General features: G+C 72.2%; 21 protein-coding genes. 6 read left to right on the plus strand and 15 right to left on the minus strand.

The window, feature by feature from the left end:
- Position 1: 1 nt before the first annotated feature.
- The 4 genes from ASG76_RS11960 to ASG76_RS11975 form a co-directional block, all read right to left on the minus strand.
- Positions 2–1,546 carry a hypothetical protein gene (locus ASG76_RS11960; RefSeq protein ID WP_056603284.1) on the minus strand — a complete coding sequence of 515 codons (1,545 nt, stop codon included), beginning with the start codon at positions 1,544–1,546 and terminating at the stop codon, positions 2–4.
- Positions 1,530–2,228: an ABC transporter ATP-binding protein gene (locus ASG76_RS11965; protein WP_056603287.1), complete on the minus strand. Its 699-nt coding sequence runs from the start codon at positions 2,226–2,228 to the stop codon at positions 1,530–1,532. The genes ASG76_RS11960 and ASG76_RS11965 overlap by 17 nt, the downstream gene beginning before the upstream one ends.
- Positions 2,229–2,378: 150 nt before the next feature.
- Entirely contained in the window at positions 2,379–4,601 is a 2,223-nt protein-coding gene (locus ASG76_RS11970) for a 3-hydroxyacyl-CoA dehydrogenase NAD-binding domain-containing protein (RefSeq protein ID WP_056603290.1), read from the minus strand.
- Positions 4,602–4,716: 115 nt separating this feature from the next.
- On the minus strand, positions 4,717–5,928 hold the full coding sequence (locus tag ASG76_RS11975; RefSeq protein ID WP_056603293.1) for an acetyl-CoA C-acetyltransferase: 1,212 nt from the start codon (positions 5,926–5,928) through the stop codon (positions 4,717–4,719).
- A gap of 84 nt (positions 5,929–6,012) precedes the next feature.
- Between ASG76_RS11975 and ASG76_RS11980 the strand changes: the two genes are divergently transcribed.
- The 3 genes from ASG76_RS11980 (at position 6,013) to ASG76_RS11990 (ending at position 9,076) form a co-directional block, all read left to right on the plus strand.
- A complete protein-coding gene (locus tag ASG76_RS11980; RefSeq protein ID WP_056603297.1) occupies positions 6,013–6,624 on the plus strand; it encodes a helix-turn-helix domain-containing protein in 612 nt (203 codons plus the stop codon).
- A 123-nt stretch (positions 6,625–6,747) separates the two neighbouring features.
- Positions 6,748–8,067: a cation:proton antiporter gene (locus ASG76_RS11985; protein WP_056603300.1), complete on the plus strand. Its 1,320-nt coding sequence runs from the start codon at positions 6,748–6,750 to the stop codon at positions 8,065–8,067.
- Between the two features lie 103 nt (positions 8,068–8,170).
- Positions 8,171–9,076, plus strand: coding sequence for an NAD(P)H-binding protein (locus ASG76_RS11990; RefSeq protein ID WP_056603303.1), 906 nt, complete (start codon positions 8,171–8,173; stop codon positions 9,074–9,076).
- Positions 9,077–9,080: 4 nt separating this feature from the next.
- Here the strand turns inward: ASG76_RS11990 and ASG76_RS11995 are convergent, their stop codons facing one another.
- The 4 genes from ASG76_RS11995 to ASG76_RS12010 form a co-directional block, all read right to left on the minus strand.
- Positions 9,081–9,767: a CPBP family intramembrane glutamic endopeptidase gene (locus ASG76_RS11995; protein WP_056603306.1), complete on the minus strand. Its 687-nt coding sequence runs from the start codon at positions 9,765–9,767 to the stop codon at positions 9,081–9,083.
- Positions 9,768–9,777: 10 nt separating this feature from the next.
- Positions 9,778–10,857, minus strand: coding sequence for an LLM class flavin-dependent oxidoreductase (locus tag ASG76_RS12000; RefSeq protein WP_056603309.1), 1,080 nt, complete (start codon positions 10,855–10,857; stop codon positions 9,778–9,780).
- Positions 10,858–11,040: 183 nt separating this feature from the next.
- The gene (locus ASG76_RS12005; protein WP_056603312.1) at positions 11,041–12,549 is read right to left on the minus strand and encodes a DEAD/DEAH box helicase; all 1,509 of its coding nucleotides are present in this window, start codon (positions 12,547–12,549) and stop codon (positions 11,041–11,043) included.
- A gap of 232 nt (positions 12,550–12,781) precedes the next feature.
- Entirely contained in the window at positions 12,782–13,201 is a 420-nt protein-coding gene (locus ASG76_RS12010; RefSeq protein ID WP_056603315.1) for an ArsI/CadI family heavy metal resistance metalloenzyme, read from the minus strand.
- A gap of 76 nt (positions 13,202–13,277) precedes the next feature.
- On the opposite strand from ASG76_RS12010, the gene ASG76_RS12015 reads away from it, so the two are divergent.
- From ASG76_RS12015 to ASG76_RS12025, 3 genes are read left to right on the plus strand one after another with little or no spacing between them, the layout of a single operon-like run.
- Positions 13,278–13,634, plus strand: coding sequence for a metalloregulator ArsR/SmtB family transcription factor (locus tag ASG76_RS12015; RefSeq protein ID WP_414858324.1), 357 nt, complete (start codon positions 13,278–13,280; stop codon positions 13,632–13,634).
- A complete protein-coding gene (arsB, locus tag ASG76_RS12020; protein WP_056603317.1) occupies positions 13,631–14,713 on the plus strand; it encodes an ACR3 family arsenite efflux transporter in 1,083 nt (360 codons plus the stop codon). The genes ASG76_RS12015 and arsB overlap by 4 nt, the downstream gene beginning before the upstream one ends.
- Positions 14,710–15,105: an arsenate reductase ArsC gene (locus tag ASG76_RS12025; RefSeq protein WP_056603321.1), complete on the plus strand. Its 396-nt coding sequence runs from the start codon at positions 14,710–14,712 to the stop codon at positions 15,103–15,105. Before arsB ends, ASG76_RS12025 begins: the two co-directional genes overlap by 4 nt.
- A 4-nt stretch (positions 15,106–15,109) precedes the next feature.
- On the opposite strand, the gene ASG76_RS12030 is transcribed toward ASG76_RS12025, so the two are convergent.
- The 7 genes from ASG76_RS12030 to ASG76_RS12060 all read right to left on the minus strand — a co-directional run bounded on the left by ASG76_RS12030 (position 15,110) and on the right by ASG76_RS12060 (position 23,763).
- Positions 15,110–16,132 (minus strand): LacI family DNA-binding transcriptional regulator, encoded by a 1,023-nt coding sequence (locus ASG76_RS12030; RefSeq protein ID WP_056604396.1) that lies wholly within the window; start codon positions 16,130–16,132, stop codon positions 15,110–15,112.
- A 10-nt stretch (positions 16,133–16,142) separates the two neighbouring features.
- A complete protein-coding gene (locus ASG76_RS12035; protein WP_056603324.1) occupies positions 16,143–17,654 on the minus strand; it encodes a GH1 family beta-glucosidase in 1,512 nt (503 codons plus the stop codon).
- On the minus strand, positions 17,651–18,469 hold the full coding sequence (locus ASG76_RS12040; RefSeq protein ID WP_056603327.1) for a carbohydrate ABC transporter permease: 819 nt from the start codon (positions 18,467–18,469) through the stop codon (positions 17,651–17,653). The genes ASG76_RS12035 and ASG76_RS12040 overlap by 4 nt, the downstream gene beginning before the upstream one ends.
- On the minus strand, positions 18,466–19,359 hold the full coding sequence (locus ASG76_RS12045; protein WP_200948158.1) for a carbohydrate ABC transporter permease: 894 nt from the start codon (positions 19,357–19,359) through the stop codon (positions 18,466–18,468). The genes ASG76_RS12040 and ASG76_RS12045 overlap by 4 nt, the downstream gene beginning before the upstream one ends.
- A 157-nt stretch (positions 19,360–19,516) precedes the next feature.
- On the minus strand, positions 19,517–20,824 hold the full coding sequence (locus ASG76_RS12050) for an extracellular solute-binding protein (RefSeq protein WP_056604398.1): 1,308 nt from the start codon (positions 20,822–20,824) through the stop codon (positions 19,517–19,519).
- A gap of 298 nt (positions 20,825–21,122) precedes the next feature.
- Positions 21,123–22,565, minus strand: coding sequence for a flavin-containing monooxygenase (locus ASG76_RS12055; RefSeq protein ID WP_056603332.1), 1,443 nt, complete (start codon positions 22,563–22,565; stop codon positions 21,123–21,125).
- 49 nt (positions 22,566–22,614) lie between these two features.
- Entirely contained in the window at positions 22,615–23,763 is a 1,149-nt protein-coding gene (locus ASG76_RS12060) for a CaiB/BaiF CoA transferase family protein (protein WP_056603335.1), read from the minus strand.
- Positions 23,764–23,798 lie beyond the last annotated feature (35 nt).

The raw sequence follows: 23,798 nt of genomic DNA on the forward strand, positions 1-23,798 counted from the left end.
CTCAGACCGCCGCCACGGTGAGCACCACACGGGCGCGCTCGGCGGGAGCCAGCCACCGCCGGCGGGCCCGCACCAGGCGCCAGCCCGACCAGGCCACGAAGGGCAGCGCGAGGAGCGGCGGCACCCAGACCCACGGCAGCGAGGCCAGCCCGGTGAAGAACATGCCCGTGAGCGTGGTGACCAGCGACAGCTTGCCGGCGTACCCCGCCATCGCCGCGTGGGGCGCCGGTGTGGCCCGCGGGGAGGACAGGTCGACGGAGTAGGGCGAGCGGATCGACCACGTCATCACGATCGCCAGCACCTGCACGAGCACCACCGCCCAGCACGACAGCACGCTCGCGCCCACGACGAGCGGCGGCAGCCCGTTGCGCAGCAGCGCAAGCACCACGGTCGCACCCGACACCGCGGCGGTGCACTCGGCGACCACCAGCGCCCGTACGTCGAACACGTCGCGCGCCGACACCGGCAGGGTCTCGCGCCAGACCATGCCCTTGCCGTCGAGGCACCAGGCGTTGACGCCGAAGAGCAGCGCGGCGCCGCTCGCGGTGAGCCCGGGCAGCAGCATCACCGAGCTCCACTCCAGGCCTGCGACGAGCGCGACCAGCCCCGGGCCGAGGCCCAGCACCACCAGGCCGCGGCGCATGCCGACCGAGCGCCACACCGACCCTCGGTCGAGTCGGTGCAGCAGCGCGCGGTCGGGCGAGCCCCACCGCGGCTCGGGTGCCGGGCGCGCCTCGTGCACACCGGACTGCACGCGCAGCTCCTCGCGCGGCGGCAGGCCGAGCGCCCAGGCCGCGGGCCGCGCACCCAGGGCGACCGCCGCCAGGAAGATCACGAGCAGCACCGCGACGGCCACCGGCCACTGCGACGTCTGCCCCGTCTGCGCCACCCACGTCGTGGGCAGCGCGCGCACGAGGGGCCCGAGCGCGCCGGCGAGGTGCAGGCCGGCGACGACCAGCACGACCGCGCCCGCGACGACCCGCACCACGACCACGCCGTGGGTGGTGCGCCGCACGCCCTCCGCGGTCCAGCCGAGCGCCTGGCCGGCAGCGGTGGCGGCGAGCACCCAGGCGAGCACCACGAGCTGGGCACCGGGGAGACGCTCGAGCGCGGTGACCAGCGCCGTGACGGCGAGCAGGCCCCAGGTCTGCACGAGCCAGGCGAGGTTGAGCGGAGCCAGGAGCAGCGCGCCGAGGTGCTCGGTCACCGGGCTGATCGGATGGATCGCGGCCTCGCTGCGCGAGAGCAGCTCGCGGCCGCCGCCGCTGCCCATCGAGGAGCTCACGGCCAGCAGCAGGATGCCCACGAAGGCCCCGCCGAGGTTGCCCTGCAGCGTGGCGAGCGCCCGGTCGAGGGCCGGGGAGTCGAGGGCCGAGAGGTTGACGAGCGCCGGCCCCAGCGCGAAGCCGGCGGTGAGCGCGAGGGCGACGACCGCACCGATCACGGTGCCCGCTGGTCGGCGTACGGTCCGGGCGCGGAAGGCCACCAGGTGCGCGGTGTCGCGCGCGGCGTCGGCCCAGCCGCGCCGGTCAGTCGAGGAGCGCACGGTAGGCCTCGCCGGTGAGGTCGGCGGCATCCATCGCCGCCACCCGGTTGCCTCCGCGCAGCACGACCGCGTCGCCGCACGCCTCGAGGGCGAGGTCGCGCAGGTGGGTGGACAGCAGCACGCACGCGCCACGGGCGCGGGCGTCGGCGACGACCTCGAGCGTGGCCTCGACCCCGAGGGGGTCGACGCCGTCGAACGGCTCGTCGAGCAGCAGGACGGCCGGCTCGTGGAGCGCGGCGAGCACGACGCTGAGGCGGCGGCTCATGCCGTGGCTGAAGCCGCCGACGACGCGGTGCGCGACGTCGCCGAGCTCGAAGCGCTCGAGCAGGTCGCGCCCGCGCTCCTCCCAGTGGTCCATGCGACGCAGGCGCGCGCTGAGCTGCAGGTGCTCCCACGGCGTCGCGCGAGGCACGAGGCCGCCGACGTCAGGGCAGTAGCCCACCACCCGCTTGACGCCGAGGGCGTCGCTGGCGGCGTCGATCCCGGCGACGGTCACCTCGCCCGCGGTCGGTGGCACCACGCCGGCGAGGACCTTCATGGTGGTCGACTTGCCGGCGCCGTTGCGCCCGAGCAGCGCGGTCGCCCGGCCGCTCGCGGCCACCAGGTCGACCCCGGAGACGGCCTCGACGTCGCCGAAGCGCACGTGCAGGTCGCGGACGACGACCGCGGGGGTGGGGGTCACCCGGTGATTCTCCCCGACCGGCGGCCTCCGTGCGGGCGCTTTGCGAGAGCCGGCACCTGTTGTAACGCCGGGTTGGTGCTTGTTCTACCTACCGCAGAACATAGGTAGAACATCCACCAACCCGGCGTTACAGCGCCGAGCCGGCGAGGCTCAGGCGGGGAAGGTCTCGCCCTTCTCCGCCATCTCGCGCAGGCCCGCCGTCGGGCGGAAGCGCTCGCCGTAGGCCTCGGCCAGCTCGTCGGCGCGGGCCACGAAGGCGGCCAAGCCGATCGGGCCGACACCGTGGCCGGTCTCGTCGAGCGCCTGCCAGCCGGTCATGAACTGGGCCGCGCCGCCGGTGAGCGCCGGGAAGCCGATGCCCATGATCGAGCCGATGTTGGCCGCGGCCGCGGAGGTGATGACGCCCTCCTCGAAGCACTTCGCGGTCTCGAGCGCCTCGATGAACAGCATCCGGTCGCGCACGTCGCGGATCGGGGGCTGCTGCTCGGCGACGGGGAACGTCTCGGCGAGCCCGGGCCACAGCGTCGTACGCCGCCCGTTGTCGTCGTAGTCGTAGAAGCCCGCGCCCTTGAGCCGCGAGGGGCGACCGAGGCCGATCATCGTGGAGATGACCTCGCCGGCCGGGTAGTCGCCGAGGTCGATGCCCTCACGCTCGGCGGCGTCCTCGGTGGCCTTGCGGATCTTGGCCATCAGCTCCATGTTGAGCTCGTCGCTGATCTGCAGCGGCCCGACCGGGAAGCCGGCCGACGTCGCGGCGCGCTCCAGCGAGACCGGGTGCACGCCCTCGGCGAGCATCGCGAGGCCCTCGTTGATCTGCGTGCCGATGACGCGCGAGGTGTAGAAGCCGCGCGAGTCGTTGACCACGATCGGGGTCTTGCGGATCTGCTGGACGACGTCGTAGGCCTTGGCCAGCGCGGCGTCGGAGGTCTCCGCGCCGCGGATGATCTCGACGAGCGGCATCTTGTCGACGGGGCTGAAGAAGTGAAGCCCGATGAAGTCGGCCGGGCGGTCGACGCCGGTGGCGAGCTCGGTGATCGGCAGGGTCGAGGTGTTGGAGCACAGCAGCGCGTCGGCGTCGACGTACGGCGCCACCTCGGCGAACACCTTCGCCTTGAGCGACGGGTCCTCGAAGACGGCCTCGATCACCAGGTCGCAGCCCGCGAGGTCGGCGGCGTCGGCGGTGGCGGTGATCCGGCCGAGCAGCTCGTCGGCCTTGGCCTGCGAGAGCTTGCCGCGCTCCACGCCCTTGGCGTTGAGCTTCTCGGTGTACGCCTTGCCCTTCTCGGCAGCCTCGACCGAGACGTCCTTGAGCACGACCTGCATCCCGGCGCGGGCGCAGGAGTAGGCGATGCCCGCACCCATCATCCCGGCGCCGAGGACGGCGACCTTCGTGGCCTGCCAGCGCTCGACGCCCTGCGGGCGCAGCGAACCGGAGTTGATCGCCTGGAGGTCGAAGAAGAAGGCCTGGATCATGTTCTTGGCCTGCTGGTTGACCACGAGGTTGGTGAAGTAGCGGCTCTCGATGCGCGAGGCGGTGTCGAAGTCGACCTGCGCACCCTCGACCGCGGCGCTCATGATCGCGCGGGGCGCCTGGTAGACCGCGCCCTTGGTCTGCTTGCGCAGCAGCGCCGGGAACGCCGGCAGGAACTGGGCGAGCGCCGGGGTCCTCGGGGTGCCGCCGGGCATCTTGTAGCCCGCCCGGTCCCACGGGTTGCGCGCGGCGTCCTCGTCGTCGCGGTGCTCGAGGATCCAGGCCTTGGCCGCCGGCACGAGCTCCTCGCGGGTCGGCACGACCTCGTCGATGAGCCCCTTGGCCAGCGCCCCCTGCGGGTCGAACTGCGTGCCGGGCATCAGCACGTCCATCAGCGCGGACTGCAGCCCCAGCATGCGTACGACGCGGGTGACCCCGCCGCCGCCGGGCAGCAGGCCGAGCGTCGACTCGGGCAGGCCGATCTTGACCGAGCGGTCGTCGACGGCGATGCGGCGGTTGGCCGCCAGCGCGATCTCGAGCCCGCCACCGAGGGCGGCGCCGTTGACCGCGGCGACGACGGGACGCGGGTAGGTCTCCAGCTTGCGGAGGCTGGCCTTGACCGCCTCGCCCATCGCGAAGATCTCGTCGGCGTCGTCGGGCGTCGCCTTCACCATGCTCTTGAGGTTGCCGCCGGCGAAGAAGGTCTTCTTCGCGCTCGCCAGCACGACGCCCGTGACGTCGTCGACCTCGTCGTGCAGGCGCTGGACGGCCGCCTCCATGGACGACTGGTAGAGCTCGTTCATCGTGTTGGCGCTGGCGGTCGGGTCGTCGAGGGTCAGGGTGACGATGCCGTCGGCGTCGCGGTCGTAGCGGACCGCGGTCTGGGTGTCAGTGGTGCTCATTGCTCTCCTTCGCTGGTCGAGGAGGGACGAAGTCCCGTCACGAGACCAGGCTGGGCAGGTGGGGATGGTCTCGTGACGGTCGCTTCGCGACCTCCTCGACCAACGGAGGGAAAGGTCAGACGAGCTCGACGATGGTGGCGATGCCCATGCCGCCGCCGACGCAGAGCGTGGCGAGGCCGCGCTTCTGGTCGCGACGGGCGAGCTCGTCGATCAGGGTGCCGAGGATCATCGCGCCGGTGGCGCCGAGCGGGTGGCCCATCGCGATGGCGCCGCCGTTGACGTTGGTGACGTCGTGGCTGATGCCCATGTCGCGCATGAAGCGCATCGCGACGGCGGCGAAGGCCTCGTTGATCTCCCACAGGTCGATGTCGTCGACCTCGAGCCCGGCGCGCGAGAGCGCCTTGCGGGCGGCCGGGGCGGGACCGGTGAGCATGATCGTGGGGTCGGCGCCCGACACGGCGGTCGAGATGATGCGCGCACGCGGCGTGAGGCCGAGCGACGTGCCGATCTCCTCGGTGCCGATCGCCATCACGGCCGCGCCGTCGACGATGCCCGAGGAGTTGCCGGCGTGGTGGACGTGGTCGATCGCGGGGACCCAGTGGTACTTCTCCAGCGCCACGTCGTCGAAGCCGGCGTCGCGACCGATCTGGGCGAACGACGGCTTGAGGCCGGCGAGGCCCTCGACCGAGGTGTCGGGGCGCACGGTCTCGTCGCGCTCCAGCACCGTCACGCCGCTGAGGTCCTTGACCGGGATGACGGCGTCGTCGAAGTAGCCGTTGGCCCACGCCTTGGCGGCGCGGTGGTGCGACTCGGCGGCGTAGGCGTCCACGTCGGCGCGGCTCCAGCCCTCGATCGTGGCGATGAGGTCGGCCCCGATGCCCTGCGGGACGAAGCCCGTCTCGAGAGCGGTGGCCGGGTCCATCGCCCACGCGCCGCCGTCGCTGCCCATCGGCACGCGGCTCATCGACTCCACGCCACCGGCGATGACGAGGTCCTCGAAGCCGGAGCGCACGCGCTGGGCGGCCTGGTTGACCGCCTCGAGGCCCGAGGCGCAGAAGCGGTTGAGCTGCACGCCCGCCACGGTCTCGGGGTAGCCGGCCTTGAGCGCGGCGGTCTTGGCGATGTCGCCGCCCTGGTCGCCGATGGGGGTCACGACGCCGAGCACGACGTCGTCGACGCGTGCGGTGTCCAAGGTGGGGTTGCGGGTCTTGAGCTCGTCGAGGAGTCCGACGACCAGGTCCACCGGCTTGACCTCGTGGAGCGAACCGACGGCCTTGCCGCGGCCGCGAGGAGTGCGGATGTGGTCGTAGACGAATGCTTCTGCCATGTGGCTGATTGTGACACCATTACTGTCACAGTCAAACGGGTGTGTCCCGCGTCACGCGCAGCGACGCCACGAGAGGATGGAGCGGTGGAGACCGAGCTGGGGACCGACCCGAACATCGAGCCGGAGACCGACCTGCTGACGCTCGACGAGCTGACCGAGCGCACCGGGGTGAGCGCGCGCAACGTCCGCTTCTACGCCTCGCGCGGCCTGGTCCCCTCCCCCGTGCGGCGCGGCCGCTCGGGCTACTACGGCCCCGACCACGTCGCCCGCCTCGAGCTCGTCCGCGAGCTGCAGGGCCACGGCTTCACGCTCTCGGCGATCGAGAAGTACGTCGAGCAGATCCCCGAGGCCGCGACCCCCTCCGACATCGCCCTCCACCTCTCGCTGCTGGCGCCGGTGACGGGCGACCGCGACGTCGACGTGCCGGGAGGGCTGTCGGGGATGGGCATCTCGGCCGAGGCCGCGGAGGCCGTCGCCGAGGTCTACGCCGAGCACGGCAGGCAGGTCGCCGAAGAGCTCTCGGAGATCGTGCGCACCAAGGTGTGGCCACAGTTCCGCGAGGCCGGCTACACCGCCGAGCAGCTGCGCGAGTTCGTCCACCGCCTCAAGCCGCTGACCATCGCCGGCCTGGTCATGGCCTACGAGCAGGCGATCGACGAGAGCCAGGCCTCCTACGACGCGCGTCGTCCGCACTGAGCCGACCGGGCCCCACGCACGGGACGCCCGTCGGGATGTCACGCCCGGCGGGCAGCACTGGGAGGCTGGTGACGTGCCCCCGCCCCTGACGCCCGACCTGCCGGTCCCGACCCGCCGCCTCCGATGACCGGGGCCGCGGTCTACCTGCTCCTCGGCCTGGCACTCCTCCTGGCGATCGTCCTGCCGCAGCTCACCCGGCGCATCGCGCTGTCGCCGCCGATGGTGCTCGTCGCCGTCGGCATGGCGATCGGCCTGCTGCCGCTGCCCGAGGGCATCAGCCTGCAGCCCGAGGACAACCGCGAGCTGCTCACCCACGTCACCGAGTTCACGGTGCTGGTCGCCCTCATGGGCGTCGGCCTGGCGATCGACCGGGGCCTCGACATGCGCTCGTGGCGCTCCTGGCGGACCTGGTCGCCGGTGTGGCGGCTGCTGCTGGTGACGATGCCGCTGACCATCCTCGGCACGACACTCCTCGGCTGGTGGGTGGCCGGGCTGACGCCGGCGGTGGCCCTCCTGCTGGGCGCCGTGCTCGCCCCGACCGACCCCGTGCTCGCCTCCGACGTGCAGGTCGGCGAGCCGCTCACCGACGACATCGACGACCCCGAGGGCGAGGAGCGCGAGGAGGACGACGACATCCGCTTCTCCCTCACCGCCGAGGCCGGCCTCAACGACGGCCTGGCGTTCCCCTTCGTCCACCTCGCCCTGCTCCTGCTGGCCGGCGGGTTCGCCGCCACGGACGCCGTGACGTGGGTCGGGTGGTACGTCCTGGGCAAGATCGCGCTCGGTGTGGCCATCGGCCTCGGCATCGGCTGGCTGCTCGGCCGACAGGCGTTCCGGGCCCGCAACGACAACCTGCGCCTGGCCGAGCACGGCGAGCCCCTCCTCGCGCTCGCCGCGCTGCTGACGGCGTACGGCGCCGCGGAGATCGTGGGCGGCTACGGCTTCCTCGCGGTCTTCGTGTGCGCGATGCGGGTGCGCGCGTCCGAGCGGGGCCACTCCTACCAACGCGCCATGCACGGTGTGGTCGAGCGCCTCGAGCGGCTGATGACGCTGATGGTGCTGCTGCTCCTCGGCATGGCGATGACGCGCGGGGTGCTGGAGCAGCTCGACTGGCGCGGCGTGGTGGTCGCGCTGGCGCTGGTGCTCGTCGTGCGCCCCCTCGCGGGCTGGGTCGCGCTGGCGGTGCGGCCCCGCGCCGAGGGCGAGGACGGCGGGCTCGACCGCGGCGAGACGCTGGCCGTCGCGTTCTTCGGCGTGCGCGGGGTGGGCTCGCTGTTCTACCTGGCCTACGCAGCGAGCCACGAGCACGTGCCCGGCGAGGGCTGGCTGTGGTCGACGGTCGCCTTCACCGTGGTGGTCTCGGTGCTGCTGCACGGCGCCACGGCGACCCCCGCGATGTCGCGCCTCGACGCGCGCCGGGAGGCGGCGGCGCGGTCGCGGTGAGGCGCCGGTGCGGACCGGGCTGACAGAGTGGGGGCATGTCGAGCACCCCACGACGTTCCTCTCCCCCGCTACGCTCCTCCGACCAACGCCGAGGGGACCCCGCATGAGCACAGTTCTCGTCACCGGTGCGACCGGCTTCATCGGTCGCCGCCTGGTCCCCGCCCTGGTCGAGGCCGGCCACGACGTGCGCGCGATGACGCGGCGCCCGGACTCCTACGACGGCCAGGGCCGGCCGGTCGGGGCCGACGTCTCCGACCCCGACTCCCTGGTCCCGGCGCTCGAGGGCGTGGACGTCGCGGTCTACCTCGTGCACTCCCTCGACGACCCCGACTTCGAGCGCAAGGACGCGCAGGCGGCGCGCAACTTCAGCGCTGCTGCCGCGGCCGCGGGCGTGAAGCAGATCATCTACATGGGCGGCCTCGGCGACGACGACGACGACCTCTCGGCCCACCTGCGCTCGCGGCGCGAGGTCGAGCACCTGCTCGGCGAGGACGGCGTACCGGTGACGGTGCTGCGGGCCGCGATCGTGGTCGGGCACGGCGGCATCTCGTGGGAGATCACCCGCCAGCTGGTGAAGAACCTGCCGGCGATGGTGGTGCCCAAGTGGGTGCACACCCGCACGCAGCCGATCGCCCTCGACGACGTGATCCGCTACATCGTCGGTGTCGTCGACGAGGAGCGCGCACTGGGGCGGGTCTTCGAGATCGGTGGCACCGAGCAGCTGACCTACCTCGAGATGATGCGAGTGGCGGCCGAGCTCATCAACGGTCGCTCCATCCCCATCATCACGGTGCCGGTGCTGACGCCGCGGCTATCGTCGCGGTGGCTCGCGCTCGTGACCGACGTCGACGCCACGACGGGGCGCAACCTCATCGACTCGATGTCGCACGAGGTCGTCGTGACTGACACCTCGATCCGCGAGGTGGTGCCGGGCGAGCCGGTGTCCTACGAGGAGTCCGTACGCCGCGCGCTGGCCGAGCGCGACGCGGCGGCGCGCGCCCAGCCCTGAGGGCTCACGAGAACAGCAGCGGCAGCAGGAAGAGCATCGACAGCGACCACGTGATGTGGGTGAGGATCGGCGCCAGCACGCCGCCGCTCGCACGGCGCTCCAGCCCGCACACCGCGCCGAGGATGATGGCGGCGAAGCCGAGCATGATGTTGCCGGTGGCCAGCGTCGCGACGACGTAGGCCAGGGTGGTCCACAGCACCGGGTGGCGCGGGATGGCGGCGTACATCGCACCGCGGAAGAACAGCTCCTCGGCGATGCCGTTGAAGAAGGTGATGACCGCCAGCACGGTCAGCGATCCCTCGTCGGCGTAGGCCAGGACAGAGCTGACGTAGTCGGCCAGCGGGCCGATCTCGCGCACCACCAGCGAGCCGAGCACGAAGATCCCGACGAGCAGCAGCCCGAGCAGGATCGGGGCGACCACCGGCCGGATGAAGACCTCGCCGCCGGAGATCCGGCCCAGGTGGAGCCGGCCGGACAGGAACGCGCCGGCGGCCCAGATGCCCGCGAGCAGCACCGCGGCGACGTAGAACGTGTTGCCACCCGGCTCGAGGCGCAGCGACCAGCCGAGCACCCCGGCACCGACGAGCACGACGATGGCGGCGACGACCTGCCGGCGCCGGAAGGCCTCGTCGCTGTCGCGCTGGTCGCGCGGGACCACGTCCCACAGCGATCGTCGGATGAAGGTGCGCATGGCCTCCAGCCTAGGAGCCCGCCAACAGCTCGCGGACCCGAGGCACCACTTCCTCGCCGTAGAGCCGCACCGACTCGAGCCGCTGGTCGTGCGGCAGCGAGCCGACGGAGTACTTGAGCTGGAAGCGCGAGAGGCCCAGCGTCCGCGCGGCCCACGCGATCTTCTGCGCGACGGTCTCGGGGGACCCGACGAAGAGCGCACCCTGCGCGGACGCGGCCTGCTCGAACTGGATGCGGGAGTACGGCGGCCAGCCGCGCTCACGGCCGAGGCGGGTGTAGAGGTCGGCCTGATGCGGGTAGAGCTGCTCGCGGGCCAGCTCGTCGGTCGCGGCGACGTGTCCCGGGGAGTGCATGCCGATCGGGAGCTCGGGGTGCCCGAGCTGGCCGAGGGCGTCGCGGTAGAGCTCGGCGAGGGGGACGAACGCCGCCGGCGAGCCGCCGATCACGGCGAGCATCAGCGGCATGCCGTAGCGCGCCGCGCGGACGACGGACTCGGGGGTGCCGCCCACGCCGACCCACGCAGGGACCTTGCCCGCGGTGGTGGTCGGGTAGACCTTCGCCTCGACCAGCGGCGGGCGGACGCTGCCCTCCCACGTGACCGGCTGCTCGTGCTGGAGCGTGGCGAAGAGGTCGAGCTTCTCGCTGAAGAGCCGGTCGTAGTCGCCGAGCTCGAGGCCGAAGAGCCCGAACGACTCGATGAACGAGCCGCGCCCGAGCTGCACCTCCGCACGCCCGTTGCTCACCGCGTCGAGGGTGGCGAAGCGCTGGTAGACCCGGATGGGGTCGTCGGAGGACAGCACCGTCACGCCCGTACCGAGCCGGATCCGCTCGGTCTGCCCGGCGATCGCGGCGAGCACGACGTCGGGGGCCGAGATGGCGTAGTCGGCGCGGTGGTGCTCACCGAGGCCGATGTAGTCGACGCCGACGCGGTCGGCCAGGACCGCCTCCGCGACGACCTCGCGCAGCGTCTCGGCATGGTTGCCCGGGGCGCCGTCGAGGGGCGCGTCGCCGAAGGTGTCCAGGCCCAGCGAGATGTGCTCGCGGGTGCCGAGGACGCTGTGGTCGAACGTCGTGCGCTCGGGCTCGGTCATGTCGCTCCTCCGTAGGTCGTTGAAGGGTCAACGAGTCGGAGCGGGGATCCATTCCTCGGAGGAATCCCCGGCTGRCCGGGGATCGCTGACGTTGTCGGCCGCTGCAACGCCTGACAACATCAGGGATCCCCGGCTGACCGGGGATCCCTGATGAGGAGTCATGCCCCTTCGCGGGGCGCGAGGTCAGCGACCGCGGCTGAACGACGACGCGCTGTGCGCGCGGCCGCCGCTGGAGGAGGCGCCGGACTGGCCGCCACCGCTGCGACGGCGGTTGCCGCCGCCACCCTGGGAGGACTGGCCGCCACCCGAACCCTGGCCGCCGCCGGAGCGTCGACGCTGGCCGCCACCGGTGGAGCCGCCCGCGGAGCCGCTGGGGGTCTCGCTGGTGTACGACGTCGGGTTGCCGCGACGCGACTGGCCGTTGGTCGCACCCGTGCGGCGGGCGCGCTTGCGCTGTGCGTTGGCGCCGGTGGAGCGACCGCCACCGCCGGTCGAGGCGGGCGCCTCGACGACGAGGCCGCCGGGCACGAGCGTGCGCTCGCCCGGGGCGAGCTCGGCGAGCATCGGGTGGCCGGGGCCGTTGACCTTGGTGGTGGTCGGCTTGATGCCGGCCAGACGGGTCAGGTCGCGCACGTCGCGCTGCTGCTCGTCGGTCATGAGGGTGATGACGGTGCCCTCGTTGCCCGCGCGCGCCGTACGGCCCGAGCGGTGCAGGTAGGCCTTGTGCTCGACCGGCGGGTCGGCGTGGACGACGAGCGCGACGTCGTCGACGTGGATGCCGCGCGCGGCGATGTCAGTCGCGACGAGCGTGCTCGCCTCGCCGGCGTGGAACGCCGCCATGTTGCGGGTGCGCGCGTTCTGCGACAGGTTGCCGTGCAGCTCGACGGTGGGCACGCCCGACTTGTTGAGCTGGCGGGTCAGCGCCTTCGCGCCGTGCTTGGTGCGGGTGAAGACCACCGTGCGGCCGGGGGCGCTGGTCAGGTCGACGAGCACCGGCACGCGCTGCTCGCGCGAGAGGTGCAGCACGTGGTGGTGCATCGTGCCGACCGGCGACTGCGCCGAGTCGGCCTCGTGCGTGGCGGGGTTGGTGAGGAAGCGCTTGACCAGGACGTCGATCGCCTTGTCCAGCGTGGCCGAGAACAGCATCCGCTGGCCGTTGCGGGGCGTCTTGTCCATGATGCGCCGCACGCCGGGCAGGAAGCCGAGGTCGGCCATGTGGTCGGCCTCGTCGAGGATGGTGACCTCGATGGCGGACAGGTCGGCGTGGCCCTGGCCCATGAGGTCCTCGAGGCGACCGGGGCAGGCGATGACGATGTCGACGCCCTTCTTGAGCGCGGTGACCTGCGGGCCCTGGCCGACGCCGCCGTAGATGACGACGCTGGAGAGGCCGGTGGCCTTGGCGAGCGGGGCCAGGGAGGCGTGGATCTGGCCGACGAGCTCGCGCGTCGGGGCCAGGATCAGTGCGCGCGGCTTGCGCGGCATGGCCGGCAGCTTGCTCGCGTCGAGGCGGGCGACCAGCGGCAGCAGGAAGCCGTACGTCTTGCCGGAGCCGGTGCGGCCACGGCCGAGGACGTCGCGGCCGGCGAGGCTGTCGGGCAGCGTCGCGGCCTGGATGGGAGTGGGGGTGGTGATGCCCTGCTGCTCGAGGATCTGGACCAGCGAGGAGGGCACGCCGAGCTCGGCGAAGTTCATGTGAGTTGCTTTCGGTTGGCGTCTCGCCACCGTGAGCCGCTGCGTCGTTCTCGACGGGATGTGCGGCGTACGTGCCTCAGTGTGAGGAAGGGTCTCGCCACGAGCGTGTCGGGCGAGGCCTGCGCCCGGGGCAAGACCGGCCGGGCGTCTGAGTGCTCAACACTAGCGGGGCTGGTGGTGTTCCGCTGAATCCCGCGCCATGTGAGCCTCCCCTCAGCCGCCCGGCCGGGGGTCACGCACAGCAGACCGAGCCTGCCGCCTCGACCGCCTCGACCGCCTCCACGGGCGCGTCGTCGGTGATCGTGTAGACCTCCCAGCGCTCCCCGTCCGGGGTGCCCTGCACCCAGAACTTGTCCTGCTGGGCGTAGCAGCAGGTGGTGTCGCGCTCCTCGGTGGTGGCGAAGCCCGCCGCGGCCAGGCGGGTCAGCTCGGCGTCGACGGTGTCGACGTCCTCCACCTCGACGCCGAGGTGGTTGATGCTGCCGCCCTGGCCGGTGTTCTCGATGAGGACCAGCTTGAGGGGCGGCTGCGCGACGGCGAAGTTGGCGTACCCCGGGCGCACCTTGTGCGGCTCGGTGCCGAAGAGGGTGGAGTAGAAGGCGATCGACGTCTCGAGGTCGTCGACGTTGAGGGCGAGCTGCAGGCGGGACATGGTGGGTCCTTCCATATATTGATGAATGTCTATGTCCGAGATTGCCGCATCCATCGACCTCTGTCAATATTGATCTGTGTCGAAGTCTCAGCTGACCCTGACCCCCGTCGAGACGGCCGCGTGCTGCTCGCCCCTGATGCGCGAACCCCTCTCCGCCGACCAGGCCGAGCGGCTCGCGCCGCTGCTCAAGGCACTGGCCGACCCGGTCCGACTGCGGCTGGTGTCGATCGTCGCAGCCAGCGAGGGCGGCGAGGCGTGCGTGTGCGACCTCAACGACGCCTTCGACCTCTCCCAGCCGACCATCAGCCACCACCTCAAGGTACTGCACGAGGCCGGCCTGCTCGACCGGACCAAGCGCGGGGTGTGGGTCTACTACGGCGTACGCCGTGAGGTGCTCGCCGACGTGGCGGCCCTTATCGGCGGTGCCGCATGAGCGCGCCCGCCGAGACCCACGTCGTCGAGCGACTCTCCACCCTCGACCGCTTCCTGCCCCTGTGGATCGGGCTGGCGATGGCGGCAGGACTGCTGCTGGGACGGGCCGTCTCCGGGCTCGACGACGCGCTGTCCGCGGTCGAGGTGGACGGCATCTCCCTGCCCATCGCCATCGGGCTGCTGGTGATGATGTATCCCGTCCTCGCCAAGGTGCGCTACGACCGGCTCGACACGGTGACCGCCGACCGCCGGATGCTCGTCGCGTCGCTGGTGCTCAACTGGGTGGTCGGGCCGGCGCTGATGTTCACCCTGGCGTGGCTGCTGCTCCCCGACCTGCCGGCCTACCGCACCGGGCTGATCATCGTCGGGCTCGCGCGGTGCATCGCGATGGTCATCATCTGGAACGACCTCGCCTGTGGTGACCGCGAGGCCGCCGCCGTGCTGGTGGCGCTCAACTCCGTCTTCCAGGTCATCGCCTTCGCCGGGCTCGGCTGGTTCTACCTCGAGGTCCTGCCCGGCTGGCTCGGGCTCGACAGCGCCGCGCTCGACGTCTCGGCGTGGCAGATCGCCAAGTCCGTGCTGATCTTCCTCGGCATCCCGCTGCTCCTCGGCTGGCTCTCGCGGACCTACGGCGAGCGGCTGCGCGGCCGCGAGTGGTACGAGTCGACGTTCCTGCCGCGCGTCGGACCCTGGGCGCTCATCGGGCTGCTGTTCACGATCGTGGTGCTCTTCGCCCTGCAGGGCGACCAGGTCACCAGCAAGCCGCTCGACGTGGCCCGGATCGCGCTGCCCCTGCTGGCCTACTTCGCCCTGATGTGGGGCGGCGGCTTCGCGCTCGGGCGCGGGCTCGGGATGACGTACGAGCGCACGACGACGCTCGCGTTCACCGCGGCCGGCAACAACTTCGAGCTCGCCATCGCCGTCGCGATCGCGACGTTCGGCGTCACGTCGGGCCAGGCGCTCGCCGGCGTGGTCGGTCCGCTGATCGAGGTGCCCGTGCTGGTCGGCCTCGTCTACGTCAGCCTCGCGCTGCGCAACCGCTTCCCCCATCCCTTCATCCCGCAGGAGACCACCCGATGAGCACGCCCACCGTCCTGTTCGTCTGCGTCCACAACGCCGGCCGCTCCCAGATGGCCGCCGGCTGGCTGCGCCACCTCGCCGGCGACCGCGTGCAGGTGCTGTCCGCCGGGTCCGCGCCCGCCGCGGGCATCAACCCGGTCGCCGTCGAGGCGATGGCCGAGGTCGGCATCGACATCGCCGGCGAGCAGCCCAAGCTGCTCAGCGACGCGGCCGTGGAGTCCTCCGACGTCGTGATCACGATGGGCTGCGGCGACGCGTGCCCGTTCTACCCCGGCACCCGCTACGAGGACTGGGCGCTCGACGACCCGGCCGGGCAGGGCATCGAGGCGGTGCGCCCGATCCGCGACGAGATCCGCGGTCGCGTCGAGGAGCTCATCGCCTCGCTGTCGTGAGCCGTCAGGCGCTCGCGCGCCGCACCACGGTCGGCGGGATGATCAGCCGCATCGGGTGCGCCCCGTCGGCCGCGTCCACCCGCTCGAGCAGCAGGCGGGTGGCGCGCTCGGCCATCTCCTCCACCGGCTGCCGCACGGTGGTCAGCGGCGGGGTGGTGCGCTCGCTGACGCCGAGGTCGTCGAAGCCGACCACCGCGATGTCGTCGGGCACGCGACGGCCGAGCTCGGCCAGGACGCGCAGGGCCCCGACCGCCATGAGGTCGGAGGCGACCACGAGGCCGTCGAGGTCGGGGTGGCGCTGCATCAGCTCGCGGGCCGCGGTCTCGCCGCTGGCCTCGGTGAAGTCGCCGTGGACCACGGCGTCGTCGCGCAGGCCGGCCATCGCCATCGCCTTGCGCCAGCCCTCGAGGCGGTCGGCCGCGGCGGTCATGTCGGCGGGCCCCGCGATCGTGCCGATGCGGGTGCAGCCACGGGCGATGAGCACCTCGGTGGCCTCGCGCTCGCCGGCGGTGTTGTCGACGTCGACGTAGGCCACGCGGTCGCCGCCGGTCCACGGCCGGCCGCCGAAGACGCACGGCAGGCCGATGTCGGCCAGGTGCTCGGCGAGCCGGTCGTCGCGGTGGTGCGAGGTCACGAGCGCGCCGTCGACGTGGCGGTTGGTGAGGTAGCGCAGCGTGCGCGCCGTCGAGGCGCCCGGGCGGGCGAGCAGCAGCACCAGCTGGATGTCGCGCTCGGCGAGCACCCGGTTGACGCCCCGCAGCGTGCCGGCGAAGAAGGGGTCGGAGAAGACCCGGTCGTCGGGCTCGGGCACCACGACCGCGATCGAGTCCGTACGCCGCGTGACGAGGCTGCGGGCCGCCGGGTTGGGCACGTAGCCCAGGCTGCGCACCGCGGTGTCGACGGCCGACTGGGCGCGCGGGCTGACCCGCTGCCCGCCGTTGATCGCCCGCGACGCGGTCGCCCGCGACACGCCTGCGACGCGAGCCACCTCGTCGAGGGTGGGTGACCCGGCGTGTGGCGTCTTCACCCGCGCCACGCTAGTCGCCCGCGGGCCCCGGCGCGGCCATCTCCTCCACACCCGGACCGGCGGCAGGCGGCGGCAGCTCGCCCGAACGGGCCACGGCGGCGTACCACCGTGCGCTCGACTTCGGCGTGCGCGCCTGCGTCTCGTAGTCGACGTAGACCAGGCCGAAGCGCTTGGCGTAGCCGAAGGCCCACTCGAAGTTGTCCATGAACGACCACTGGTAGAAGCCGCGCACGTCGACGCCCTCCTCGATCGCGCGGTGCACGGCGCGGAGGTAGGAGTCGAGGAACGCGATCCGGTCCGGGTCGTGCACCTCGCCGTCGGCGCCGGGCCGGTCGGCGAACGCGGCGCCGGTCTCGGTGAGGTGGATCGGGAGGTGCGGGTAGTCGTCGTGCAGGCGGCGCAGCAGCCGGTGCAGCCCGTCGGGCTGGATCTCCCAGCCCATGTCGGTCAGGGGCAGCCCGCGGCTGGGGAAGGTGACGTGCTCGGAGCCCACGAACGGCGACAGCGCGACGCGGTCGGGGTGGTCGGCGTCGAGGCCCACGACGTCGGTGCGCGGATGACCCGACACCTCGTTGCCGTGGTAGTAGTTCACGCCCAGCACGTCGATCGGGGTGGAGATGACCTCGAGGTCGCCGTCGCGCACGACGTCGGTCCACGGGGCGCCCTGCCACTCCAGGTGGGCGGTGTCCCCCAGGACGTCGGCGGGGTAGGACCCGCGCAGCACCGGGTCGAGGAACAGCCGGTTGTGCAGTCCGTCGATGCGACGCGCGGCGTCGACGTCGACCGCGTCGGACGGGTCGCTGGGGTCGGGCACGGTGAGGTTGAGGCTCAGGCCGACGCCGTCGGCGCCACGGCTGCGCAGCTCGGCAGCGGCCAGGCCGTGGCCGAGCAGCAGGTGGTGCGCGGCGACGAGGCCCGCGGGCCCCTCCTGCCGCCCCGGGGCGTGGTGGCCCGCGGAGTAGCCCAGGAACGCCGAGCACCACGGCTCGTTGAGCGTCGTCCACGTCGGCACCCGGTCGCCCAGCACGTCGTGCACCGCGGTGGCGTAGTCGACGAAGCGGTGCGCCGTGTCGCGGTTGGTCCAGCCCCCTGCGTCCTCGAGGACCTGGGGCAGGTCCCAGTGGTAGAGCGTGAGCCACGGCGCGATGCCGCGCGCGAGGAGCGCATCGACGAGGCGGTCGTAGAACGCGAGGCCGGCCGCGTTGACCGGCCCCGCGTCCGGGCGCACCCGCGGCCACGCCACCGAGAAGCGGTACGTCGTGGCACCGAGGTCGGCGAGGAGGTCCACGTCGGCCGGCATCCGGTGGTAGTGGTCGCAGGCGACGTCGCCGGTGTCGCCACCGAGCACGGCCCCGGGCGTGTGGGAGAAGGTGTCCCAGATCGACGGCGTACGTCCGTCCTCGTCGACGGCCCCCTCGATCTGGTAGGACGCGGTGGCCATGCCCCACGCGAAGTCGCGCGGGAAGCGGACGGCGCGCTGGTCGGGGCTCGGCGTGGCGACGGGCCAGGTCTGGACGGTCATCCCTTGACTGCTCCTTGCATGATGCCGTCGACCATCTGGCGACCGGCGAGGACGAAGAGGACCAGCAGCGGCACCGTCGAGACCGTGGCGCCGGCGAGCACCAGGCTGTAGTCGACGTAGTAGCCGCTCTGGAGCTGCTGGAGTGCGATCTGGACCGTGGGGTTGCTGGCCGGCAGCACGATGAGCGGCCAGAAGAAGTCGGTCCAGGTGGCCATGAAGGTGAACAGCCACAGGATCCCGGCGGCCGGCCGGGCGGCGGGCACCGCGACGCTCCAGAAGGTGCGGAAGACCGAGCAGCCGTCGACGCGCGCGGCCTCGATCAGCTCGTCGGGCACGGCGTCGAGGAGGTACTGGCGCATGAAGAACACGCCGAACGCCGTCACCATCCCCGGCACGATCAGCGCCCACAGCGAGCCGACCCAGCCGATCTTGGCCATCACGATGAACAGCGGGATCACGCCGAGCTGGGTGGGGACCGCGAGCGTGGCCACCACGAAGACCAGCAGCGGCGTACGTCCCTTGAACGCCAGCTTGGCGAAGGCGAAGCCGGCCAGGGTGGAGAAGAAGACGACCGAGGTGGCGACCGTGCCCGAGACGACGAGGCTGTTGCCCAGCGCCTTCCAGAACGGTACGGCGTCGAACGCGCGCTGCGCGTTGTCCCAGAAGTGGCCGCCCGGGATCAGCGGCGGCACCCGCTTGGTCAGCACCTCGCGGCTGTGCGAGCCCACGAGGAACGACCAGTAGAGCGGCGCGCACGAGCCGAGCACGAAGGCGGTGAGCAGGCCGTAGACCAGGTAGCCGGGGCGACGGTTCATCGGGCACCTCGCAGGGATCCGGCCCGGCGGCTGATCGCCAGGTTGAGCACCGCGAAGACCACGATGATGAGGAACAGCAGCCACGCCACGGCCGAGGCCATGCCGAGGTCGCGCACCCGCCAGCCGAGCTCCCAGAGGTACATGGTCAGCGTCTGGTACTGCCGGTCGGAGCCGCCGAGGCCCTGGGTGTCGAAGAGGCGCGGCTCGGCGAAGATCTGCAGGCCACCGATGGTGGAGGTGATGACCACGAAGACCAGCGTGGGGCGGATCATCGGGACCGTCACCGACAGGAACTGGCGTACGCGTCCGGCGCCGTCGAGCGCGGCGGACTCGTAGAGCTCGCGCGGCACGGCCTGCATGGCGGCGAGGAAGATCAGCGCGTTGTAGCCCGTCCAGCGCCAGTTGACCATCGAGGCGATGGCGACGTGGCTGGCGAGGGTGTCCACGTGCCAGCGAATCGGGTCGAGCCCGACGGCCTGCACCACCTCGTTGGCCAGGCCGTAGCGGTCACCGAAGACGTTGCCGAAGATCAGCGCGACCGCGGCCGGGGCCACCACGAAGGGCAGCAGCACGCTCATCCGCCACAGGGTGCGCCCGCGCAGCTGGGTGTCGAGCAGGCCGGCGAGGCCCAGCGCGACGAGCACCTGCGGGATCGAGGAGAGCAGGAAGATGCTGAAGGTGTTGCGCAGCGCGTTCCAGAAGTAGCGGTCCTCCAGGACGCGGCGGTAGTTGTCGAGGCCGGCGTAGTCGCCCTGGCCCGACAGCAGGCCCCACTGGTGGACCGAGACCCACGCGGTGTAGCCGAGCGGGAACATGCCCACCAGCAGGAAGAGCAGGAAGAACGGCGAGACGAACACGTAGGGCGTGAGCCTGGTGTCCAGCCGCGTCATCGCCTGCCGCCACGCGGGCCGGGGACCGGCACCGGTGGGCCGCGCCCCAGTCGGGGGCACCGGCGCACCGGTGTCCCCGACTGGCGCCGCGGCAGGGTTCACCGCGGGGTTCACTGCAGGGTTCACTGCGGTGGGCGCTGCTTCCATCGGGATCGACTCAGCCCAGCCGCTCGACGTCGGCGAGGAAGGAGTCCCAGGCCTCGTCGGGCGACTCCTTGCCCTCGTCCACGCGCTGGATGGCCTGCTGGAACGCGGTGTTGATGTCGGCGAACTTCGGTCCCTTGTGGGCGATGAACGGCACCGCCTCGGCGCGCTCGGCGAGGATCTCGCCGGTCGGTGCGTCGTTGAAGAACGCGTTGGTCGCGCCGGTCAGGGTCGGGTCGTCGAGGGCGTCGACCTGGCTGGGGAAGGTGCCCTTGGCCTCGAAGGCCTTGATCTGCTGCTCGGGCGCGGTGAGCCACGCGGCGAGCGCCTTGGCCTCCTCGATGTGGTCGCCCTGCGCGGGGACCGTGAGGTAGGAGCCACCCCAGTTGCCGCCGCCGCCGGGGAACACGTTGGCGATGTCCCAGCCCTCGACGCCGTCGGCGTTGCCCTCGATGACGCCGAGCATCCAGCCCGGGCAGGCCATGGTGGCGAAGCCGTCGTCCTGGAAGGACGCGGTCCAGTCCTCGCTCCACTGCGTGAGGCCGGTGGACAGGCCGTCGGCGGCATTCTGGGTGACGGCGTCGAAGACCGCCTTCACCTCGGGGTTGTCGGCCGCGATGACGGTGTTGTCCTCGTCCTCGAAGGAGTACTCGACCTGGTTGATCATCGCCTGCGCGGTGCCGCCCGAGGAGTCGTACCACGCGGTGCCGGGCACCTTCTTGACGAACTGGCGACCGGTCTCGAAGTAGGAGTCCCAGTCGGCGAAGAGCGCTGCGACCTCCTCGCGGTCGGTGGGCAACCCGGCCTTCTTGAACAGGTCGGAGCGGTAGCACATGCCCTCGGGGCCGATGTCGGTGCCGTAGCCGATGAGCTTGCCGTCCGGCGTGGTCGCCGCCTCGGCCTTCCAGTCCAGCCAGCGGCCCTCGACCTCGGGGTCGGAGAGGTCGGCGAAGGCGTCGGACTGCTCCATCAGCGCCGACCACCAGTCGACCTCGATCGCCTCGATGTCGGAGAGGCCGGAGCCCGCGGCGAGCTTGGTGTAGAGGTTGTCCTGGTGCTCGTTGGCGGTGCCCGCCTTCTTCTGCTCCACGACGACGTCGTCCTGCATCGCGTTGTACTCGTCGATGAGCTCCTCGTAGCCGAACTCGTTGAAGGTCGCCACGGTGAGCTTGATCTTGCCGTCCGCGGTCGTGCCCTCGTCGCCGCCGCCGCCGCACGCGGCCGCCGTCGTCGCGAGGGTGAGCGCCAGCAGGGCGCTCGTGGCGAGTCGGACCCGCCGGGGCCTCGAAGGCCTACCTGATGTCTGCCCTGATGTCTGCACCACTGCACTCCTGCCGTCCTGCGAGATGCCGGGACTGGTCGCCCGGGCCGGGAGTGGACGGTGGGAGAAGGTGTGAGAGCGCTTCCACTTCCGTCCGCGGCTCACTATGGCGGCCGTCACATCGAGGTGTCAATGGTCGCTCGCGCATCTCGGTCATATTTGTGGGAGCGCTTCCATTAGGCTCGGCATTGGGGCTCTGTCGGTTTCCCCGGATATCCGGGGAAACTGGAGGTTCACCCCCGAAGCTTCGGGGTGGAGGCTCGAGCTTCCCCGGATATCCGGGGATCGCGACACCGTGTCACGACCAGCGCAGCACCCCGTCGTCGAGCCGGGCCCGCCGCAGCGCGAGGGCGTCGTAGAGGTAGTTCTGCTTGAGCGCCCACGGGGCGACGGTGCCCTGGCGCGGCAGCGTGTGCACCACCCGCTGGACGTAGCCGGCGTCGAAGTCCATCAGCGGCACCTCGGCGACCGACTCGTCGCGCACCGGGACGACCGACCGGGTGCCGGTGGCGCGCATCCGCGCCAGCACGCGGACGACGTACTCCGCGACGAGGTCGGCCTTGAGCGTCCAGGACGCGTTGGTGTAGCCGATGGTGAAGGCGAAGTTCGGCACGCCCGAGAGCATCATCGCGCGGTAGGCCATGGTCTGCGACGGCTCGACGACCTCGCCGTCGACGCTGAGCGTCGCCCCACCGAAGACGCGCACGTTGAGGCCGGTGGCGGTGACGACGAGGTCGGCGTCGAGGTGCGCGCCCGACTCGAGCTCGAGACCGGTCTCGGTGAAGGTGCGGATCCGGTCGGTCACGACGTCGGCCCGGCCCTGCTTGATCACGCGGAACAGGTCGCCGTCGGGCACCAGGCACATCCGCTGGTCCCACGGGTCGTAGGTCGGACGGAAGTGGGTGTCGACGGGGTAGCCCGGCGGCAGCATCGCGACGTTGGCCTTGCGCACCAGCCCGCGCACGAGGGCGGGCCGGCGCCGGCTGAGCTGGTAGAGCGCGGACTGCACCGCGACGTTCTTCCAGCGCGTGACCGCGTAGGACCGCTGCTCCCCGACGAGCGAGGTCAGCCGCCGCTTGAGGGCGTCGGTGCTGGCGACCGGGAGAACGTACGTCGGTGACCGCTGCAGCATCGTCACGTGGGCCGCGCCCGAGTCGGCGAGGGCCGGCACGAGGGTGACCGCCGTGGCGCCCGAGCCGATGACGACGACCCGCTTGCCGGCGTGGTCGAGGTCGTCGGGCCAGTGCTGGGGGTGCACGACCTGCCCGGCGAAGCGCTCCTGCCCCGCGAAGTGCGGCGTGTAGCCGGCGTCGTAGTCGTAGTAGCCGCTGCACGCCCAGAGGAAGTCGGCGGTCATCGTGCGCTGCTCCCCGTCGACCTCGACGGTCACGGTCCACCGCGCGGTGGTGCTGTCCCAGTCGGCGGCGCGGACGTGGTGGCCGTGGCGGACGTGCTCGTCGACCCCGAACTCGCGGGCGGTGTCGCGCAGGTAGTCGAGGATCGAGGCGCCGTCGGCGAGCGCGGTGTCGCCGCGCCACGGCCGGAAGCGGTAGCCCAGGGTGTGCATGTCGGAGTCCGAGCGCACGCCGGGATAGCGGAACAGGTCCCACGTGCCGCCGCTGGCCGCGCGCCGCTCCAGCACGGCGTACGTCGTCGCCGGCAGGTCCTTCGCCAGGTGTGCGGCGGCGCCGATGCCGGACAGGCCGGCCCCGATGATCAGCACGTCGACGTGGTCGCTCACCCCGCCAGCGTAGGCGACCTCCCGAGCGTCTGTAACTATGAGTTACACGTCAGGCCTGGGTCGCCGCGCCCGAGGCGAGGAGGACGTCGACGTCGCCGATCCCCCAGGCCGTCAGCGCCTCGCGGGTGTGCTCGCCGGGACGGTCCGGGGTCGCACCGATCGTCGCGCCGGTGCGGGAGAACCGCGGCGCGGGCGCCGGCTGGGTGACGCCGTCGCGCTCGACGTAGGTCCCGCGGGCGGCGAGGTGCGGGTGCCGCGGCGCGTCGGCCAGGGGTACGACGGCGGCGACGCACGCGTCCGTGCCGTCGAAGACCTCGCTCCACTCGGCCTGCGTCCGCTCCTTGAAGCGCGCGGCCAGTGCAGCGCGGAGCGCGCGGAGCTGGGTCGGGTCGTCGCGGTCGGGCAGCTCGACGCCGATGCGGGCGACCAGCTCGGCCCAGAACTGCGGCTCGAGCGCGCCGACGCTCATGTGCTGCCCGTCAGCGGTCTCGTAGAGGTCGTACCACGGGGTGCCGCCGTCGAGCAGCCCCGAGCGGCGCTCCCCGGAGGCGACGCCGAGCGCGGCGAAGGTCCACGCCATCGCGTTGAGGTGGGCGGTGCCGTCGACGATCGCGGCGTCGACGACCTGCCCCTGACCGCTGGTGCGCGCCTCGAGCAGGGCCGCCAGGACCCCGATGACGAGGTACGTCGACCCGCCGCCGAAGTCACCGAGCAGGTTGGTGGGGAAGTGCGGCCGGTCGCGGTCCTGGCCCTGGCCGTGCAGGACGCCGGCGGTGGCGACGTAGTTCATGTCGTGCCCGGCGGCGTGGCTCCACGGGCCGTCCTGGCCCCACCCCGTCATCCGGCCGTAGACCAGTCGCGGGTTGCGCGCCAGGCACTCGTCGGGCCCGAGGCCGAGGCGCTCGAGCGTGCCGGGGCGCATCCCCTCGACGAGCACATCGGCCTGTGCGGCGAGGTCGAGCACGGTCGCGACGGCGTCGGGGTGCTTGAGGTCGAGCGCGACGCTCGGGCGGCCGCGGTTGAGCACGTCCTTGTCCCCCATGCTGAACCAGCCCCCGCCCGGGCGGTCGATGCGGATCACGTCGGCGCCGAGGTCGGCGAGCAGCATGCACGCGTGCGGCCCCGGCCCGATGCCCGCGACCTCGACCACCTTCACGCCCCGCAGCGGTCCGGTGCCGTGCCCCAGCTCGTACGTCATGCGGGGATCATGACACTTCCACTGTCACGGTCGCG

Origin of the sequence: Nocardioides sp. Soil774, assembly GCF_001428125.1 — a bacterium.
Taxonomy (GTDB): Bacteria; Actinomycetota; Actinomycetes; order Propionibacteriales; family Nocardioidaceae; genus Nocardioides.

Coding starts and splice junctions, on each gene's coding strand:
- ASG76_RS11970 (WP_056603290.1), bottom strand. CDS start 4,601: ATGAGCACCACTGACACCCAGACCGCGGTCCGCTACGACCGCGACGCC.
- ASG76_RS11975 (WP_056603293.1), bottom strand. CDS start 5,928: ATGGCAGAAGCATTCGTCTACGACCACATCCGCACTCCTCGCGGCCGC.
- ASG76_RS11985 (WP_056603300.1), top strand. CDS start 6,748: ATGACCGGGGCCGCGGTCTACCTGCTCCTCGGCCTGGCACTCCTCCTG.
- ASG76_RS11990 (WP_056603303.1), top strand. CDS start 8,171: ATGAGCACAGTTCTCGTCACCGGTGCGACCGGCTTCATCGGTCGCCGC.
- ASG76_RS11995 (WP_056603306.1), bottom strand. CDS start 9,767: ATGCGCACCTTCATCCGACGATCGCTGTGGGACGTGGTCCCGCGCGAC.
- ASG76_RS12000 (WP_056603309.1), bottom strand. CDS start 10,857: ATGACCGAGCCCGAGCGCACGACGTTCGACCACAGCGTCCTCGGCACC.
- ASG76_RS12005 (WP_056603312.1), bottom strand. CDS start 12,549: ATGAACTTCGCCGAGCTCGGCGTGCCCTCCTCGCTGGTCCAGATCCTC.
- ASG76_RS12010 (WP_056603315.1), bottom strand. CDS start 13,201: ATGTCCCGCCTGCAGCTCGCCCTCAACGTCGACGACCTCGAGACGTCG.
- arsB (WP_056603317.1), top strand. CDS start 13,631: ATGAGCGCGCCCGCCGAGACCCACGTCGTCGAGCGACTCTCCACCCTC.
- ASG76_RS12025 (WP_056603321.1), top strand. CDS start 14,710: ATGAGCACGCCCACCGTCCTGTTCGTCTGCGTCCACAACGCCGGCCGC.
- ASG76_RS12035 (WP_056603324.1), bottom strand. CDS start 17,654: ATGACCGTCCAGACCTGGCCCGTCGCCACGCCGAGCCCCGACCAGCGC.
- ASG76_RS12040 (WP_056603327.1), bottom strand. CDS start 18,469: ATGAACCGTCGCCCCGGCTACCTGGTCTACGGCCTGCTCACCGCCTTC.
- ASG76_RS12045 (WP_200948158.1), bottom strand. CDS start 19,359: ATGACGCGGCTGGACACCAGGCTCACGCCCTACGTGTTCGTCTCGCCG.
- ASG76_RS12060 (WP_056603335.1), bottom strand. CDS start 23,763: ATGACGTACGAGCTGGGGCACGGCACCGGACCGCTGCGGGGCGTGAAG.